General features: G+C 49.9%; 12 protein-coding genes. 6 read left to right on the top strand and 6 right to left on the bottom strand.

Annotated features, from left to right (window positions below; genetic code table 11):
• The first annotated feature begins 455 nt into the window (after positions 1 to 455).
• Entirely contained in the window at positions 456 to 2,417 is a 1,962-nt protein-coding gene (locus SH451x_RS02775; RefSeq protein ID WP_479360830.1) for a cation:proton antiporter, read from the top strand.
• 48 nt (positions 2,418 to 2,465) lie between these two features.
• Here the strand turns inward: SH451x_RS02775 and SH451x_RS02770 are convergent, their stop codons facing one another.
• Complete coding sequence (locus SH451x_RS02770; RefSeq protein WP_479360829.1) at positions 2,466 to 3,218, bottom strand: response regulator; 753 nt, start codon at positions 3,216 to 3,218, stop codon at positions 2,466 to 2,468.
• Positions 3,219 to 3,488: 270 nt separating this feature from the next.
• Positions 3,489 to 3,710 (bottom strand): translation initiation factor IF-1, encoded by a 222-nt coding sequence (gene infA / locus SH451x_RS02765; protein ID WP_479360828.1) that lies wholly within the window; start codon positions 3,708 to 3,710, stop codon positions 3,489 to 3,491.
• 312 nt (positions 3,711 to 4,022) lie between these two features.
• Between infA and SH451x_RS02760 the strand changes: the two genes are divergently transcribed.
• Positions 4,023 to 5,078 (top strand): SAM-dependent methyltransferase, encoded by a 1,056-nt coding sequence (locus SH451x_RS02760; RefSeq protein ID WP_479360827.1) that lies wholly within the window; start codon positions 4,023 to 4,025, stop codon positions 5,076 to 5,078.
• Positions 5,079 to 5,093: 15 nt separating this feature from the next.
• On the opposite strand, the gene SH451x_RS02755 is transcribed toward SH451x_RS02760, so the two are convergent.
• Both SH451x_RS02755 and SH451x_RS02750 read right to left on the bottom strand, forming a co-directional pair.
• Positions 5,094 to 6,050: a hypothetical protein gene (locus tag SH451x_RS02755; protein ID WP_479360826.1), complete on the bottom strand. Its 957-nt coding sequence runs from the start codon at positions 6,048 to 6,050 to the stop codon at positions 5,094 to 5,096.
• 35 nt (positions 6,051 to 6,085) lie between these two features.
• A complete protein-coding gene (locus SH451x_RS02750; protein WP_479360825.1) occupies positions 6,086 to 7,216 on the bottom strand; it encodes an intermediate filament family protein in 1,131 nt (376 codons plus the stop codon).
• Between the two features lie 499 nt (positions 7,217 to 7,715).
• Between SH451x_RS02750 and SH451x_RS02745 the strand changes: the two genes are divergently transcribed.
• Positions 7,716 to 7,952 (top strand): GYF domain-containing protein, encoded by a 237-nt coding sequence (locus tag SH451x_RS02745; RefSeq protein WP_479360824.1) that lies wholly within the window; start codon positions 7,716 to 7,718, stop codon positions 7,950 to 7,952.
• A gap of 110 nt (positions 7,953 to 8,062) precedes the next feature.
• Here the strand turns inward: SH451x_RS02745 and SH451x_RS02740 are convergent, their stop codons facing one another.
• Positions 8,063 to 8,941, bottom strand: a complete 879-nt coding sequence (locus SH451x_RS02740) for a hypothetical protein (protein WP_479360823.1) — start codon at positions 8,939 to 8,941, stop codon at positions 8,063 to 8,065.
• A gap of 164 nt (positions 8,942 to 9,105) precedes the next feature.
• Here SH451x_RS02740 and SH451x_RS02735 point away from each other — a divergent pair, with 164 nt between their 5' ends.
• The 3 genes from SH451x_RS02735 to SH451x_RS02725 all read left to right on the top strand — a co-directional run bounded on the left by SH451x_RS02735 (position 9,106) and on the right by SH451x_RS02725 (position 12,412).
• Entirely contained in the window at positions 9,106 to 9,879 is a 774-nt protein-coding gene (locus SH451x_RS02735; protein WP_479360822.1) for a hypothetical protein, read from the top strand.
• Positions 9,880 to 9,889: 10 nt separating this feature from the next.
• Complete coding sequence (locus tag SH451x_RS02730; RefSeq protein WP_479360821.1) at positions 9,890 to 10,381, top strand: peptide chain release factor family protein; 492 nt, start codon at positions 9,890 to 9,892, stop codon at positions 10,379 to 10,381.
• A gap of 1,230 nt (positions 10,382 to 11,611) precedes the next feature.
• Positions 11,612 to 12,412, top strand: coding sequence for a hypothetical protein (locus SH451x_RS02725; RefSeq protein ID WP_479360820.1), 801 nt, complete (start codon positions 11,612 to 11,614; stop codon positions 12,410 to 12,412).
• Positions 12,413 to 12,647: 235 nt separating this feature from the next.
• On the opposite strand, the gene SH451x_RS02720 is transcribed toward SH451x_RS02725, so the two are convergent.
• A complete protein-coding gene (locus tag SH451x_RS02720; RefSeq protein WP_479360819.1) occupies positions 12,648 to 13,778 on the bottom strand; it encodes an ISAs1 family transposase in 1,131 nt (376 codons plus the stop codon).
• Between the last annotated feature and the right edge of the window lie 1,609 nt (positions 13,779 to 15,387).

The following is a 15,387-nucleotide window of genomic DNA, read 5'->3' as shown; positions in this document are numbered from 1 at the left end:
TCCCATTAAAAAGGCCGCTTGCCCACCATTACCGCAGTGTAGTCAGAACAGGTTACGGCTGTCAGGCAATTGTATCGCGATTAACTACTTTTCGCGCCGGGCCTACCAGCGAATCCTGCACAGCGATCCTACATTCCGCAATCGGCTTGTTTTGGCGTACTCGATCCCCTTGAGTCCAACACACCTGACGTACGCGGATCCTTCAAAGCCTTCACCATATCGGTATCCGTAACCATTCTATATACGTACTACCGCAAAGTTAGCGAACAAACGCGCATCATGCATTACAAAGGAACATTATATTGCATCGCATTCCTCTTGTGTGTCGCTTTCCTTGCTCAAATAATGTCACCGAACGAATAAATCCAAACGCACTGCGAACGTTTTTAAAACACCTCACCATCCATGACGGCCTCGCACTGAAATGGCCGCTGCAAAACTAAAGAACGACATTTATGGAACATTCCGAGATTCTGCTGCCGAGCCTCGTAGCACTATTTGTGCTAGGTGTCACCACGCAGTGGATTGCATGGAGAATCAAAGTTCCTGCAATTCTATTACTGTTGGCAGTCGGTTCTCTAGCAGGCTCAGTTCCCAAACTTTTGTTACACCCGGAAGTGGTTTTTGGTGAATTGCTGCTTCCAATCGTGTCTCTTTCTGTCGGACTGATTCTCTTTGAAGGGGGACTGAACCTTCGTTTTGCTGAACTGAAAACGACTTGGCGGTCATTGGTTGGACTATTATCCATCGGCGTGTTAGTTACCTGGAGCCTCGTAACAGTCGCGGCGTACTACATCCTCGGACTCTCGCTTCCCGTCGCGACGCTGCTCGGTTCCGTTCTGGTAGTCACCGGTCCGACGGTCATTGGTCCGTTGTTGCGTGATATCCGACCGTCAGGACGTGTCGGTGTAATCGCCAAATGGGAAGGAATTGTAATCGACCCGATCGGCGCAACGCTCGCCGTCTTGGTCTTCAACGCAATCATTCCCGTAACGAGCGGCGAACTGAATAACGCTATCTGGAGTGTCATCGGTGACCTAACGAAAACTCTCGTGGTCGGGATTGTCAGCGGCTTGATCCCTGCTTTCGTACTCGCAATTCTGATGCGCCGCTTCTTGCTGCCCGATTATCTTCAAAATCCGATGACTCTGATGCTAGTCCTAGTCAGTTTTGCGTTCGCGAACTATTGGCAATCCGAAGCCGGCTTGCTCGCCGTCACGGTGATGGGGGTCGCTTTGGCGAACTACAAAGGGATTGACGTGAGCAAGATAATCGAATTTAAGGAAAGCATCGCCACGCTGTTGATCTCCACGTTGTTTATCATCCTCTCAGCCCGCGTGCCGCTAAATTCGTTGGTCGCGTTGGGCTGGCGAGGCCCCGCGTTTGCCGCGTGCCTGATCCTTTTTATTCGCCCAGCATCGGTATGGCTGTCAACAATCGGCAGTGGCCTCAGTTTTCCCGAACGCGCTTTTCTAGCATGGTTCGCTCCCCGAGGAATTGTCGCCGCCGCAGTGACTTCGGTCTTCGCCCTACGTTTGGGCGATTCACAGATGGTCCCAGCTACCTTCTGGGTCATCCTAGGCACAGTTACGGTTTACGGACTAAGTGCACCAAAGCTTGCCCGGCGTCTTGGACTGGCTGTCGCGGACGCTCAAGGCATTCTCATTGCTGGGGCAAACAAAACAGTTCGTGCCATTGCACTAACTCTAAAGCCACTTGGCTTCAGCGTCACCATGGTCGACACGCAGTTCCCTAGGATTCGACGTGCAACTCAGATGGGATTAAACGGTTGCTTCGCTAATGTACTGTCCGAAGAAGTGCTCGACCTTGTCGACTTTGGCGGTATCGGAAAGTTTCTCGCCATGACAGCCAATGATCAAGTTAACACCCTCGCGGCCGTACGATTCCGCGAACTGTTTGGCAGGTCCAACGTCTACCAACTAAAGTCCAACGAGGTTCGCCCCAGTTACCTGGAGACTCGCTGGCAGAATCACATGGCAGGCAGAACGCTATTCGCGGACGATCTAACGCATGAGCGGCTGAACGGCCTGATCGAAAGCGGAGCAAAACTATATGTTGTTCCGTCCGAATATCTCATTGAAAAGCAAGCTGCAGCTGCAGCTGCCAACAAAATGCTTCAGGCAAAATCGACATCGGAGAAACAATCCGACAGTTCCAGCGACATCAACTCAACTCCAATCGAACGCAAAGATTCGCCACCAGTCCGCGAGAAAGAAGAAGCGTGGCCACTGTTCGTAGTCGATGGCAAAAAAATTACGGTCTGTACGACCGACACTAAGACCACCCTAAAAGCGGGACAGAAGATTGTTATGCTCTCGGCCAACCCGATCGACTTTACACCAAAATCAAGCGAACCGACAGCGGTCAGTACCCAAGAAACAGCGACCTCTGCATAGTCCCCACGTAAGACAGTCTGCTATTCCGAAAGACTCCATCAGAGGACGTCAAACAGCCGATGCCAACAACTCCGTCATTTGCTCGACCAATTGTTTTGGATTCACAGGTTTGCGATACCATCGGTCTACACCGCTCGGGCCAATAGTCACGCCGACATCCTCGGGATTGCTTCCACTGACTGCGATGACTGGGATACGGCTGTGTGTCTGATTTTCGCGAATTCTCATCAGCGTCGATTGCCCATCCATCCCTGGCATGTTCATGTCCAAGAGTACGATGTCCGGCAGCGTATGTTCGGACAGACGGTATAGGGCCCGCAGACCATCGTCCGCTTCGGTTACGTCAAAACCGGTAAGCCGCAGATAGCCCGCCAACAGTTCGCGTTCATTGTCGTCGTCATCCACCAAAAGCGCTCGCTTGTTAGGTCGCTCCGCCCCTACGACAGTATTGTTATTGGAAGAAGCCGTACCACCCTCGAGCGAATCGAACTCGCGCAACGCCTGACTTAACGTCGTCATCGCTTCACCAATCTGGTCACGCTCTAACTGACTTGCAGCCAGGTGTAACAATTGATTCGCGCCGGAGATTCGTGCGACGACGTCTTCCGCCAGTTTGGCTTGCGAACAGTCCCCTTCGACTTCAAAGAGATCGGCGAGCAATTCTTCGCGGACGACTTTCACATCGCGTGGCGCTGTGATTCCGAGACGGACACGTTTATTTGCAATCCGCAGAATCTCAACGGAGATCCCCAGTTTTGGAAAAAGGACTTTATCTTGTGTCCCTCGCGATAGAACTAACATCGTGCTGTCATGCTTTTCGTTTGTGAGCTGCAAGTAACCATGGAGCCACCGGCTAGAGAATCGGTCCACGCAAGACCGAGCCAGTGCATGGCAGATATTTCAAGACAGAACTCTCGCAGTTGCTGCTAAATATAATTCTATGACGTCTGGCACCACGCAGGCAACTGGCTCTGTGGAAAACCGCCCCAAAGAAATAGCGCTAAGGGAACCCAAAGAACCTTTCGTTTATTCAAAAGTTTCCTGCGTTAAGGGCTCCGAGACCAGATCGCTTTATCGCTCGCGGAAGACAATACGTCCCTTGGTCAAATCGTAGGGCGACAGTTCGACGCGAACCTTATCTCCCGGTACGATTCGAATAAAGTTCTTCCGCATCTTGCCTGCAACGTGCGCCAATACTTCATCGCCTGTTTCCAACTGCACTCGAAAACGGGTATTCGCCAACGCCTGTGTTACCGTTCCATCTACTTCAAATGCTTCTTCGTTTTTTGCCATAAATCCTCGAAAAACCCTCTGTCCGAATCTGCCCGCCGATCCATATTGGTACCCTTGCGAAGCGTCAAAGATTGATAATCCCAATGTTTTATACCTATTGGGGTCAAGCGTCATCAGCAACTTGGGTAAATTGTCGCCAAAGGACACTTTCGGCGCAAGAATCTGGCGCGTCCGTCGACGAATTAACTAGCATACTACCCACTCCCCACTTATTTTGCGACTTCGCTCCCACAAAATTACTCAATTGAAACCGCCCAGTGCTCGCTACTGCCAGCAATTGAAGCGGAATAGACTTCGATAAATAGGAACATCTTGCTTAGCCCATTTTTTTACACAGCCTGCCAACACGGCATGCAGTCGATCGTCAAAGAACGCTGCTGCAACCATGAGGACGGGTATCGCTTAGCGTACTCGCGGCCAGGTTTTGTTACCCTCAAGTCCCGATACCCGGTGTCTTTGTGGTCCAGCGATGTCCCGCGCGACACTTTTGTACGCAGTAGCGGCCACATCCTGTCAAAGATTGAAGGAGAAAGCACGTTCGAGCTGGTCACGAGCGCTTTCGAACAGTTCGACGAAGCGGACTGGGAGGCGCTTCACGTTTGGCAAGTCGACAGCGATATGCCTGGCAAGAACGGCTTTGAGCCCGGAATTACCCCACTCGTCTCAGCCATCGCTCACGCTTTTCGAACTCGCTTAAAAGAGCGGGACGACGTGCGAGCCAGCACCGTTAACACGGTCGCCAGCCACAATACTAAAGTCATCGACATCATCATCGAGCAACCCAATCGCTGGTGGATTGGCGCCCACCGCGTCCACGAAAGGCACGACTGCTGGCCCGGTGGCGTGCCCCCACTCGATTTGCCAGTTACGATGATCAGCCGCGCTTATCTGAAAATCGCCGAAGCCGTTGAATGGGCTCGACTGCCACTCAAACCCAACCAGCAAGTGGTCGAAATCGGAAGCTCGCCTGGCGGTGCTTGTCAATATTTTTTGGATCGCGGCCTGCGAGTCACTGGAGTCGATCCTGCAGAAATGGACCCAGCAATTATGGCTCATCCCAAGTTTGAGTACGTTCGCTCACGCGCGATTGCCCTCAAACGCCGCTTCTTTTCTCAGTTCCAATATTTGGCTTGCGATGCCAATGTCGCTCCCAATTACACCATCGATACCGTCGGTGCAATCGTGACTCACGAGTCGAATACTTGCCAAGGCGTCGTGCTAACGATCAAATGCAAGGACCCAGCAACCGCCTTGCTCGAGTCTGAATTTGTGAACCGAGTGCGAGATTGGGGTTTTCAAAAAATCGAGGCCCGGCAACTCAGCTACAACCGTCGCGAATTCACAATTGTGCTCCAACGAAATGCGTAACTGTTCGCGCTTGTGTTAGGGAGCAGTCTGCGCGGAAGCAGTTGAAAACAACTCTGAAATTCGATCGTGGAGTTTAATCTGCAGCTTATCTTCTTGCTTGATGAGCTGCCGATTGATTTTCTCGACCAACTTGTCATTATAGTTTTCGAGTTTTTTGTCTAACACATGCCGCAGCCCTTTGCCTAAATGTTCAGCCAGCGGACCATGAATCTGTGAAATCCGATGGACTTCAAACTCTCGCAAGCTGACCGAAGCAGCGGTTGCTCTTGGACGGAATTGCACTTCGGGAGGGAAGGTAAGCGGTATAACTCGCACCTCACATTCACAGTCCACAGCAAGATCCACCGTCGCGTCGGCATTGGTCGATATTGAAATCAACTGTACATCGCGTTGCCACTGAGCGACACGTCCGAAAACGTGGAGCGGCACAGCAACGCCAACTCGAAATGCAAACTTGGAATCGCTGATTTGCTGCAACCCGTCGATCTTTAACTCAAGCAAATTTTCCGGATCTTCAAACTCGATGAAGTAGCGCGACCACGTACCTTGCTTGACAGTTTTCCACTTACGATACGTTTCAATCTTAAGGCCTTCACGCCGGAAGCGAAATCCATCGTACGCTTCTTTGGTCTTGCCCCACTTTTTGTTATTCTCATAGACCGGTGGCAAATTTTTGAGCAATAGCCATCGCGTCCAGGCATGAATCTCTGGCGAAACTGTTTGCTCGAAAACGATCGGGACTTCGTCAATATTCTCTGGAAGATTTAGATTCGGCGGCTTCGGACGCTCCGACGCGTCAATCGGTTCATCCGTCTGGGCATCATTTTCACCGACGGAATCCACATCAGAGAATATATCTTCCCAGTCATCCAGCGATGTTTGCGCCAACGATTGTTGCGCATTGACCTGGAATGTGAACGCGGGACAAAATGCGAGCAGCGAGCCGAATAAGAGAATTGGTTTTACTCGCATTTTGCACCACCGCCGAAATTTCTGAACCGAATACGCTAGTTGCGAACTGTTTCGCCGGGATTCACCGGCGAAGCGTCGGCGACTTCCGGACTCTTCGTTATTTCCTCAGCCTCGCATTCAGGACATGAATCACCACTGTTTTGTGTAGTGCAAGGAACGTCTGCCACCAAAGAAGCACTTGAGTTCAAGCAATGTCCACAGGATTCAGCTTGAGACGTGCTATCCAGCGAAAACAGCGGGACATAAGTACTTCGAGCGAACGGCACGGGCGGTTTGGTATCACTACCCGAAGTCATTTGCTTGGTAGTGAGTATGCTCAAGTCGGCTTGGATCGCTGCCACCGACATCCGCAACTCCTCAAGTGCCGCCGCAGTCGCTCCAGGGCTGCTGGAACTTTCGGCGACTTTCTGCCCGATCCATTCCTTGGCTGCCCTTAATTCCGCTTGCAGTTCTGTCTTCTCAACAATCAGCTCCATCATTGAGTCCATTAACTCATTTGCCACGCTCAATTGCGAAGCCTCTGCCCGCAGTTCTGAATTGACCTCCAGCAGCTCACGAATTTCTAAGGAGTGATTTTTCTCCTGCTCTAGCATTCGTTCTAAGTATTCTACTTTTGCGCGAAGTTCTGCGTCCTGAGATCCATTTGAATTTGCAACGTTTGATTCTATTGGTTCACGCAATGTAACTTCCGCCGAAGTATTATCGGAAATCGTTACCGTCTTAGATGGCGACCTTTTTGATTGTAACATCGGCATGGGTGGCGCACTGGAGTCAGCTTGTATCAGTGCATCAGCGCTGTCAGTGACGTTTGCTGTTGCCACGGTCGCGGTTGTGTCGTCTTCTACATAGCAACGCTCGCCATCGCAAACGTGTCCGCATAAAGTTATGGTAAACAATCGGTCCTGCGAATCAACAGACGGCGTATCAATCGCGAACTTGACGGGACTGTTCACCGATGCTTCAAAAAGATTGATGGGTAGGTTGCTCAAATTTAGAACATTTGAGGCATCTCCCATCGCTTTAAGCTTCTGGTGCGCTTCGCATGCATCACATTTGGTTGGCGATGCGATTTTGATCTTGGTTGCTTCTTGCGCCGATACGGTGCATGCAAGCAAGGCCGAATGTACGACAATCAATGAGGCGGATAACTGCTGGAACCGTTTCATACTCGACCACTCCGTTGGCTAAGAATCTAAGAATAGCCCGCACCCCGACCGTGGAACTTACAATCTGACGCAAGTCGAGCGAAAGACCAAAAAGGGCTCGAGAGTGCCACGATTGGACGAACCAAACTATTCCAATGGCCTAGTTTTGGCCACACTTGCTGCCCGAATTAGACGCTGCAGCGTCGAACCTAAAACTAGAGAAAAGTTTCGCCTTCTCCGAAATTTTTTCAATATTTCTGCCACAGGTTCGAACCCAGTATGGCTGTTGTGTTACTATAAGGTGTTCGATTTTCGTTATTTCCCCACCTAAATTGCCTTGATGGCTGGTCCATTTGCCTTTGACCTGGGTTTCTAACTCCCATTGATTTTTTGGGTTAGACAATTCGGCAGGCCCAGTACTTTGGACCGATACAGCGAGTGGAACGCCCGCTGTCGTTGATGTCGCAACCGGATGCACAAGCCGCAATCACTTCGCCAGGTTTGTCGAAAGGTAAGAAAGATGTCTGCAGATTGGTACTTCCTACGCCACGGTTTCTTCGGCGGTCAGAAGACCGTCGGACCTATCACCGAGCAAGATTTCAGAGCCCAAATCGAAAAAGGTAAAATCACACCGGAAACGATGGTCTCCAGCACTTCCAAGACACACGGACGTTGGATGAAAATGCACGACATTCCCGTTGCTCTAAAGTTATATCAACAGACTCACCCCTCGCATCGGTCGAGCGACGTTTCATAAACCATCGCTTGCACCATTGTGTTCGCCTGCCTGGATAGCAAGTCATTTGGCTTTTCCAGTTTCAGCCTTGCGATGCAGTTCCGATAATTCGTTCGCAAAGCATCGCAGCTCTATTCTTTAATCGAGTCGACGTCACCGTTCGTTTCCTCTGGCTTTTCATCTGGTTCTAACTCTCGAGCCCGGCGCGAGCGTTTTTTCTTTGCATTCTTTTTTCCAGCAGCCTCTAGTTCTGACTCCGTGAATTTTCCGACTACCGTCAGCTTGGTTGCAGCAATCTGATTTTTCTGGCCGTTATACGCGAGCCCAACTCCCTCAACCTCATCCCCTGGTTTTGCCAACTGCATAGAACTTGATCGAAACGTTAAATCAACGTCTTCACCGACCTCAATCGAAACTGCTTGGCCTGCATTCACAGTCAGCGTCTTGTCTTTGAAGCCTGTTATGCCGCCAACAATCTGAACTTCGGTCGAGTTTGCGAAACCCATTTGCGATAGGAAATAAACGCCCGGCACAACGTTCATCGCTTCGCGGGGATTTCGTAAATTAACCGTTCTTTGTTCTTCGGCCGCAAACAAATCGATCGTTGATGTCTTAATCGAATTTGACTGGACTGCTTCGACACTTGTTTTAAATCGCGCCAACATCCCTTGTGGAATCTGCGCCAGTTCCAAATCTGCCTGATACTCCATGTTGCGTTTTTCACGCGGCAGCATAATGAAAAGCGGCGAGCCGTCTTCTCCTTGCACTTGAATTACGTTTCCTTCGGAACCTTTGAGCACACCTTTGAACTCAACCGTCGACGCGTTAGCACCGGCCGCCTGAGGACCAAACCCATTGTTGTTGAAACCTTGCTGAGCAACTGCGCTGGCTGTTGAAAGGGTAATGAACACCGTCGCTAAACACAAACGCGGTAGGAAGTCCGTCTGGAGAATTCGCTTGCAGAGATAGAGCTTGAAAGAATCGGCACAGACTTGAGCAAATTGACGCATCGCAATAAACCTCGAGTGAGACGGCAGTTGATAGCGTTCCGTGCCGCCTTATGCAAAAGTGCAAAACCGCAACTAGAAGTATCTTATCATTCTAGGGCGATACGCAGAGAGCGGAAACCTATTATACTCGAAGCTTACTTGCAACTTATACGGGAATTACTCTCATGCGGAACGCAATCATAGCGGTTGTCGCCGTCTTGGTGATCGTAGTCGGCTTTTTTGTCTACCAAGCAGAATTCGATAACTCTGGCAACGAATTCTGCCCACAGACTTTCGAAGTTCGACACTTCAATTACAAAACCGCGCTCGTTCGTTGGGATAGTTATGGCATGGATCGAGCTCCAGCGGTGCAGATTCCTGGTCCAGCCATTACCGACCATCTTATAACCGCAAACTCCAATGCCCAATTGAACCGTAAACGATGGGACCTCGTGGAAGGCAACACCCAGTGGTCAGCCAAGCAAGGTGCGGCCAAGATCCTTGTCGACTTGCTGAATTTATCTCACTCAGGTTCAAGCTGGGATTTGCAAACGTGGTCGCAAACGCATAACGCTCTCGCAGCCGAACTTTGGCCTCGCGTGCAAACGCTTGCAATTCATAATCTTTATTTTTCCATTCCCGAGCTTGTCGATCTAGCCTTAGCCGGGCCGAGCGTGGCTGATTTTGTGCAGACTGCCGACCGACTGCTGATCGATGCCGCTGAAATTCGTCTCAAAGTCTTGTTAGGGACAGAAACCTCGGACGAACGAAAATGGGAGCTGAAGCACTTGGCTGACTTTGTCGAACAGTTAAGAACCTCCAAGCCTTCGCTTTTGACGCCCGAACGCCTGCAGCAGATCGACGCGTATCTTTCCAAGAGCCATGAGCTCACAGCTTCTCTGCCACCTGAGCCGCCGGCCAGCGATGAAGGCACTGACGATAAAGTTGGCGATCAATAGCGATTCTCGAATGCATCCTTCCCATCTTTCCAACGAACTCTTGCTGCGCGAATGTGAAGTGAGCACTACGCGCGGCAGCGGCCCTGGCGGGCAACATCGCAACAAGACAGACACCGCGGTGGTCGTAACGCACTCGAGTGGTATCGTTGGTCAGGCCTCGGAGGCTCGTAGCCAGTTGACCAATCGAGAGCTGGCAATTTTTCGATTGCGGCTTGCGCTAGCCACAAATTATCGTACGGAGGATGGAAGCCCATTTTCACCGGCTTGGCAAAAATGGGTTCGCCATGGAAGAATCATGATTCGAGAATCGCACGCCGATTTCCCGGCGTTATTGGCGGATGCGATCGACACTTTTGAACGGCATGAATTTGAAGTTTCCGCCGCCGCCGACAGCCTCAGCATTTCGTCCGCTCAACTGCTAAAGCTAATCCGCCTGCATCCAGCCGCGCTGCATACTTGCAATCAAAAACGAGCCCAAAAAGGCCTTCATCCGTTACGGTAAGAAACTTAAACCTTAACCTAGTGAACTTCAAGAGAATACCGAATAGACTTGCAATGTTAGCAAGGTAGACATGATAACGCCAGTTTACATCGAATGCAGCGATGAAATCAATTTTGCCAATTTGCGTCCTTAGGCTCAAATGTCTATGTCGATACAGCGTTCGAGGCTTGTTCGTCACACTTGCTCTCATTGCATTAAGCGTGGCATGGGTACGTTGGCCGATGTTAACGTTTAAGCGTTTCGTTGCAAACATCGAGAGAGGCGACTTCAAGGTCGCAAACTCAATGGTCAGTTCCAATGACAACTTTCGACTAGCAGCGTCTTCATTGGGAGTGAGGTTCTATGACAGTAGAGTCCGAGGTGGTTCTGTCGAAGAGGTTGTAGGTATATCACTTTTTAAAGAATCCTTTCAATCAGATAGCTCGTTACTTGACATTTTGCTTGCAAGGCGCCGCTACAGCAGTTGTGTATATGTCCTAGACGGAGAAAAACTCGATGGTGTAGATCCAGCCACATTTCAAATTGTAGTTCAATGGGGAAAAATATATCCCTTCCCCGTCGAGAATTATGACAGCCTGGTTAAACCCTTCAAAAAAGCAATACCGAGCACTAGAGTCCAGCACATAACATTGCCAATGCTGTTGAACTCAGAGATCTCCGATGAGGCAGAAAATTCTGGAAAGTAATGCTTGGACATGTCAAAGGGAGCCCTCGTTGACACTTCTCCAGACCAAAATGGGAAGATATCGGCATTTTCTAGCTTCCTTCTCGGATCGATACTGTGACAGATCGATGTCTGAGTATTGGATAGGAGCAGTTTTCTTAGATGAGCAGTTGGACTTGTAAAGCAAGAGCAACAAACCTCGCATCGACCTACGCGGAATGTTACCCGACCGAGCTCGCCTCGGTCGAGACGGGATCATAACCAGCCTAACGCATCACTGCACTCGCGTCACGATTGGGCTTGTCCCAGTCGAATGATGATCGATTCGTTGCGATTGGGATCATCAATCCACCAAGTCAAGCTTGGCGGTGAATTCGAAGCAATCGAAGTTACACTTAATCGGTCCCCTTTTACGTGAAGCGATTGTCTCGAGTGGCGATAAATGCTCAAATTAAATAACTCAAAAACGATCCTGTCGCAGGACATTACCTGTGCATTCCAACGGCTAATCCTGGTGGAGTCACTTTTTCAGTCGCTCAATTACCAAACCCTTGGGCTGTTTCAATATGAAAGCTTTTGCTCTGAGAAGACTGTTTGTCCTATCGTGGCTTCTCTGTTTGCCTGCGACGGCGGTTGCTGAGGAACGAGCTACCTTGGTAGAAGGATACGTAGTAACGTTCACGTTCGACGAGTCACGTTTGAGCAAATTGGAAAACGTGATAGCGCCTCAGAACTTGCTGGTCAATTGCCAAAATCTGTTAGATCAACTTAGCTTGGTTGCGCCGGAACTGAAAGATTTCAGCGTGGAACTTGAAAGTGCATGCCTCCAACGGAGATCGGGCAATTACTTTTGGGACTGCACCGTTGAATACTTCAGAGATCCTAGTTTTGGATTTGTAAACTTTTCAAACCTTCGATGCCGTATGACACTTAATGGAAACGGCGAACTGTTCGATTGGGAAATTCGCGTGAACAATTACTATCCTTTGGAGTTGAGCGATGAGAAAGACAAATTCCTCCACTCAACTTTTTCTATGCCGCGTGAACTCGAGGGGTATTCGAGGTGTACGGAAGATGAAGCGAAAGAGATTGCCCTGGGTCTTTGTAACGAACGACTGAATTCGTTGAGCCCGGATTCTCACGACAAGTCTGATCCTTTCGTAGTTGCGCAATGTGAAGAAATCCCGCTCACTGATGGGAATACAGCCTGGCGACTTATTCTTTGTGAGCAATCTTGGGTAGGTTACGCCGTGGGATTGAGGGTTGTCGTGTGCAATGAACAAATGCATTCTAAGATTGAGATTGTTGATGAAAAGAACCAGATTAATGATGGAATCTATCGACGTGTCCGGATACAAGCACCGTAGGAAGTCAATTGGTCGTACGAGCACAAAACACCTCCCAACTGCTGTATTGGATAATACATTCAGAGCAACAATTTGTTGTGGTGGTTTTGAAAATGCCGTGTCAGCAAGACCTATTGTTCTTCGCGACGAGCAACTGCTACCATAATTGAGTGTATTGATTTGATACAGGTAAATGCAACTTAATCCATATAAAGCTTTGAGCACTCCGGTACCAGGGCAATTGCACAACGGATGGCTAAATTTGTTGGATGAGCCGCGAGAAAACATCGTCATCCCAGCCACACCTTTTGCGTTTGCCGCGAATGTTATCTTTGATCGAAGTGTCGCGCTGGAGAATGTTCAAAGCAAAGCGTCGAAATGCGGAACTAATTTCTGGCGCCGTACCCTTGCGGATTCGGCTGCTATCTTCTGTAAAAGTTACATCCAGTACATAATGTTGGCTGTTCTCTATCGACCAGTGACCGCGCAGCCTCTTGGCAATATCTCGCACCCGAGGCGGTAACGAACTGATGAAGTACTCTGACTCTTCGCTCGTTTTTTCGCCGTCTACTCGCAATCGATGAATCACGCCAATCGTTTGAATACCCGCCCACTTGCGAAACTCAGGATGGTCTTTTGGACAGTTCATCAACACGCACTGGCGGAACTCTTCGCGGCCTCGATTGATTTCTGCTTTCGACATTCGCTTTACCTTGCGACGAAGCTTCTCGTTATCTACTGCGTCAAGCATAAGTTCCTCGATGCTTTCCAGTAGCTTCGGTTGGTTGCCTTTGACGGTTAAGAGATATTCCGCTTCCTTGTTACGTATGAGCTCGACGGTTTCACGCTGGCAATGCATGGCATCAGCAGTCACCACTGCTCCTTTCAGGTCCAACATGTCGATGAGAGTTTGGACAGCAGGTATCTCGTTGCTTTTGTCATCGACCGCAACGCATCCTAAGCACAACCGCAAGCCTCCTGCAAAGGCCGTCACAGTATGCAACGCCGATTTGTTCGCTGCAGCATCAAAGGAACCCCGCAATGTCTTTCCGTCGATCGCGACCGATTCGCCACGCAATGAGCATCCCAAGTCAGTAACCCATGCCTGTAAGCAAGCAAAGAATTGCAGGGAATCCAAACGAGAGAAAACACGTCCTAGTGTGTCGTGCGATGGGATACTATTGTCTAATCGCACGTACTTGCGGAGCCAAAGGCGTTTGGCGGTAGCGAACCGTTCCACATCAGTCCAACTGTTGGCGTCGCAAATGACAGCGCAAAGCGTGACGAAAATGATTTCGATCAGTTCGTGATTGGTCTCGCGAGGGACTCGTGGATCGGAAATTATTTCAAAGTGTTTGTAAAGTTTACGAACGAAGGTAGCAGCCATGCGAGCAAACTTCCGTGTACGAAGGGAAATGAAATGCTAGTCAAACTCAGAGACTTGCCATTCCCATACTCCTTGCAAATAATTGGCCATGACTACTTCGTTGTGCGATTTCCCTGACTCCGGTACCGGAGCAGCAAGCAGGAGTGATTCAGTGGGCGTCGATTATTTGGTGCATCGCGGCGACCTTCATAATTGTGATTGCTGAGTCCGTGCTAGCAGAAATTCTTGAATATCGTGCGCTTGTGAGTCTACTTGTATTGTGCCTCCCGTCTTGCATAGCATTGCTGTTTCCAAATTCAATCATTGGACGTTGTCTTGCAGCCATAATTGCATTTGGAGTGACAGTCGCATTGTGGCTCTTACTTTTCCTCGTGCATTTAAATTACTTTGGTTTGACGGGAGTACACTAAAGGCACAAAAGGAAGAACAGAAAGAGAAGGAAAAGGATGGCGACGGCCTTATTTCTTGAGAAACGCAAAGGAGCCGAGAGGCGAAAGGTGCTACACCCGAATGGTACGGTTGCGTACGTAAGTGATAGGTTTCGCAAAGGTTATCACTTTTTCGTAGGCTAGCCCGGAGGGTCGGTCGCTGCTCCGTCAGCAAGCGATAACTGTTCGGGCGTTTCTTGACGACGCGCGGCTCCAAACGATCCGGTCGATTGGCGATGCGACAAGCTGAAATTGGCTCAAGCAGCCACAAACTGTATGCTAGGCTCTCGGCCTCGCTCAAGTGTAAAATCGTATTAGGACAGCCAACAAGTACGTATTGGCATGCCGTTTTAGAACTGATCTCTCCCGGTCGACGCTCATGCAGGGGCGGCAGCGCTGCCGCCCCTGCATTCACGACGTACATTAAACGCGAGCCGGAACGAACGCGATTGGGCTCGCTTTTTAATTTGCAGCAACGAATGGCACAGCTTCGCAGCTCAAGACTTTCGGTGACTAGCAACCTGGAGTTCCGCTTCGTACCGCAGCTCCACTCCAGGCTAGAGAATGCCGCTACTTCGTAGCTCGATTTATGGCAAAAAATGAAGGCAAGAGAATGAAAACAGCAGTTTATTCTTCTACCGTCATTCTCCTGCCAATTCCTAGACGTGTTGCGGTGTCGCTTCGTGCCTTAGCTCCTCTCCAGTCTAGAACTAGGAATAACGGACGGGGGCAATAGCGTTCGGCACATGAATTGCGCAGGAGCGCGTAGTTTAACTTGGCCACCTGTGGCGGCGAGCACCAGGGGAGGGCGGCTCTTGGAATGTGTCTTCTATCTGACAAAACATTCGCTTCGTGTTAGGCAACCTGACACAGGGCCGTAGGTACGCAGCCTACCGGTGTGGCTCGCTCACCAAGTTCTGTTTGGATACCGGGAACTTGGCCGTGACCTTACAAGCTACTCGATGGCCGATGTTCAGATTCGGATTGCTTTATGAGCTTGTCTGCTGTTGGCTCAAAGCGGGGGATTGGAGTGATGCTAGCAAATAACTGTCGCCGGTTGCATAGCCATGGAAGTATCAAAATTGCCCAACTTTCGTGATTTTCCTGTGAGAACTTTCTGTTTTAGATCCGAAGCCAACTAAACAATATTGACTCAAGATCGCAAAAGTACTTAGCTTCCC

This window comes from Njordella aestuarii, assembly GCF_056494165.1.
The sequence above is the reverse complement of the archived record's forward strand: the minus strand, read 5'-3'. Positions and strand labels throughout refer to the sequence as shown.

Coding starts and splice junctions, on each gene's coding strand:
- SH451x_RS02775 (WP_479360830.1), top strand. CDS start 456: ATGGAACATTCCGAGATTCTGCTGCCGAGCCTCGTAGCACTATTTGTG.
- SH451x_RS02770 (WP_479360829.1), bottom strand. CDS start 3,218: ATGTTAGTTCTATCGCGAGGGACACAAGATAAAGTCCTTTTTCCAAAA.
- infA (WP_479360828.1), bottom strand. CDS start 3,710: ATGGCAAAAAACGAAGAAGCATTTGAAGTAGATGGAACGGTAACACAG.
- SH451x_RS02755 (WP_479360826.1), bottom strand. CDS start 6,050: ATGCGAGTAAAACCAATTCTCTTATTCGGCTCGCTGCTCGCATTTTGT.
- SH451x_RS02750 (WP_479360825.1), bottom strand. CDS start 7,216: ATGAAACGGTTCCAGCAGTTATCCGCCTCATTGATTGTCGTACATTCG.
- SH451x_RS02745 (WP_479360824.1), top strand. CDS start 7,716: ATGTCTGCAGATTGGTACTTCCTACGCCACGGTTTCTTCGGCGGTCAG.
- SH451x_RS02740 (WP_479360823.1), bottom strand. CDS start 8,941: ATGCGTCAATTTGCTCAAGTCTGTGCCGATTCTTTCAAGCTCTATCTC.
- SH451x_RS02735 (WP_479360822.1), top strand. CDS start 9,106: ATGCGGAACGCAATCATAGCGGTTGTCGCCGTCTTGGTGATCGTAGTC.
- SH451x_RS02730 (WP_479360821.1), top strand. CDS start 9,890: ATGCATCCTTCCCATCTTTCCAACGAACTCTTGCTGCGCGAATGTGAA.
- SH451x_RS02725 (WP_479360820.1), top strand. CDS start 11,612: ATGAAAGCTTTTGCTCTGAGAAGACTGTTTGTCCTATCGTGGCTTCTC.
- SH451x_RS02720 (WP_479360819.1), bottom strand. CDS start 13,778: ATGGCTGCTACCTTCGTTCGTAAACTTTACAAACACTTTGAAATAATT.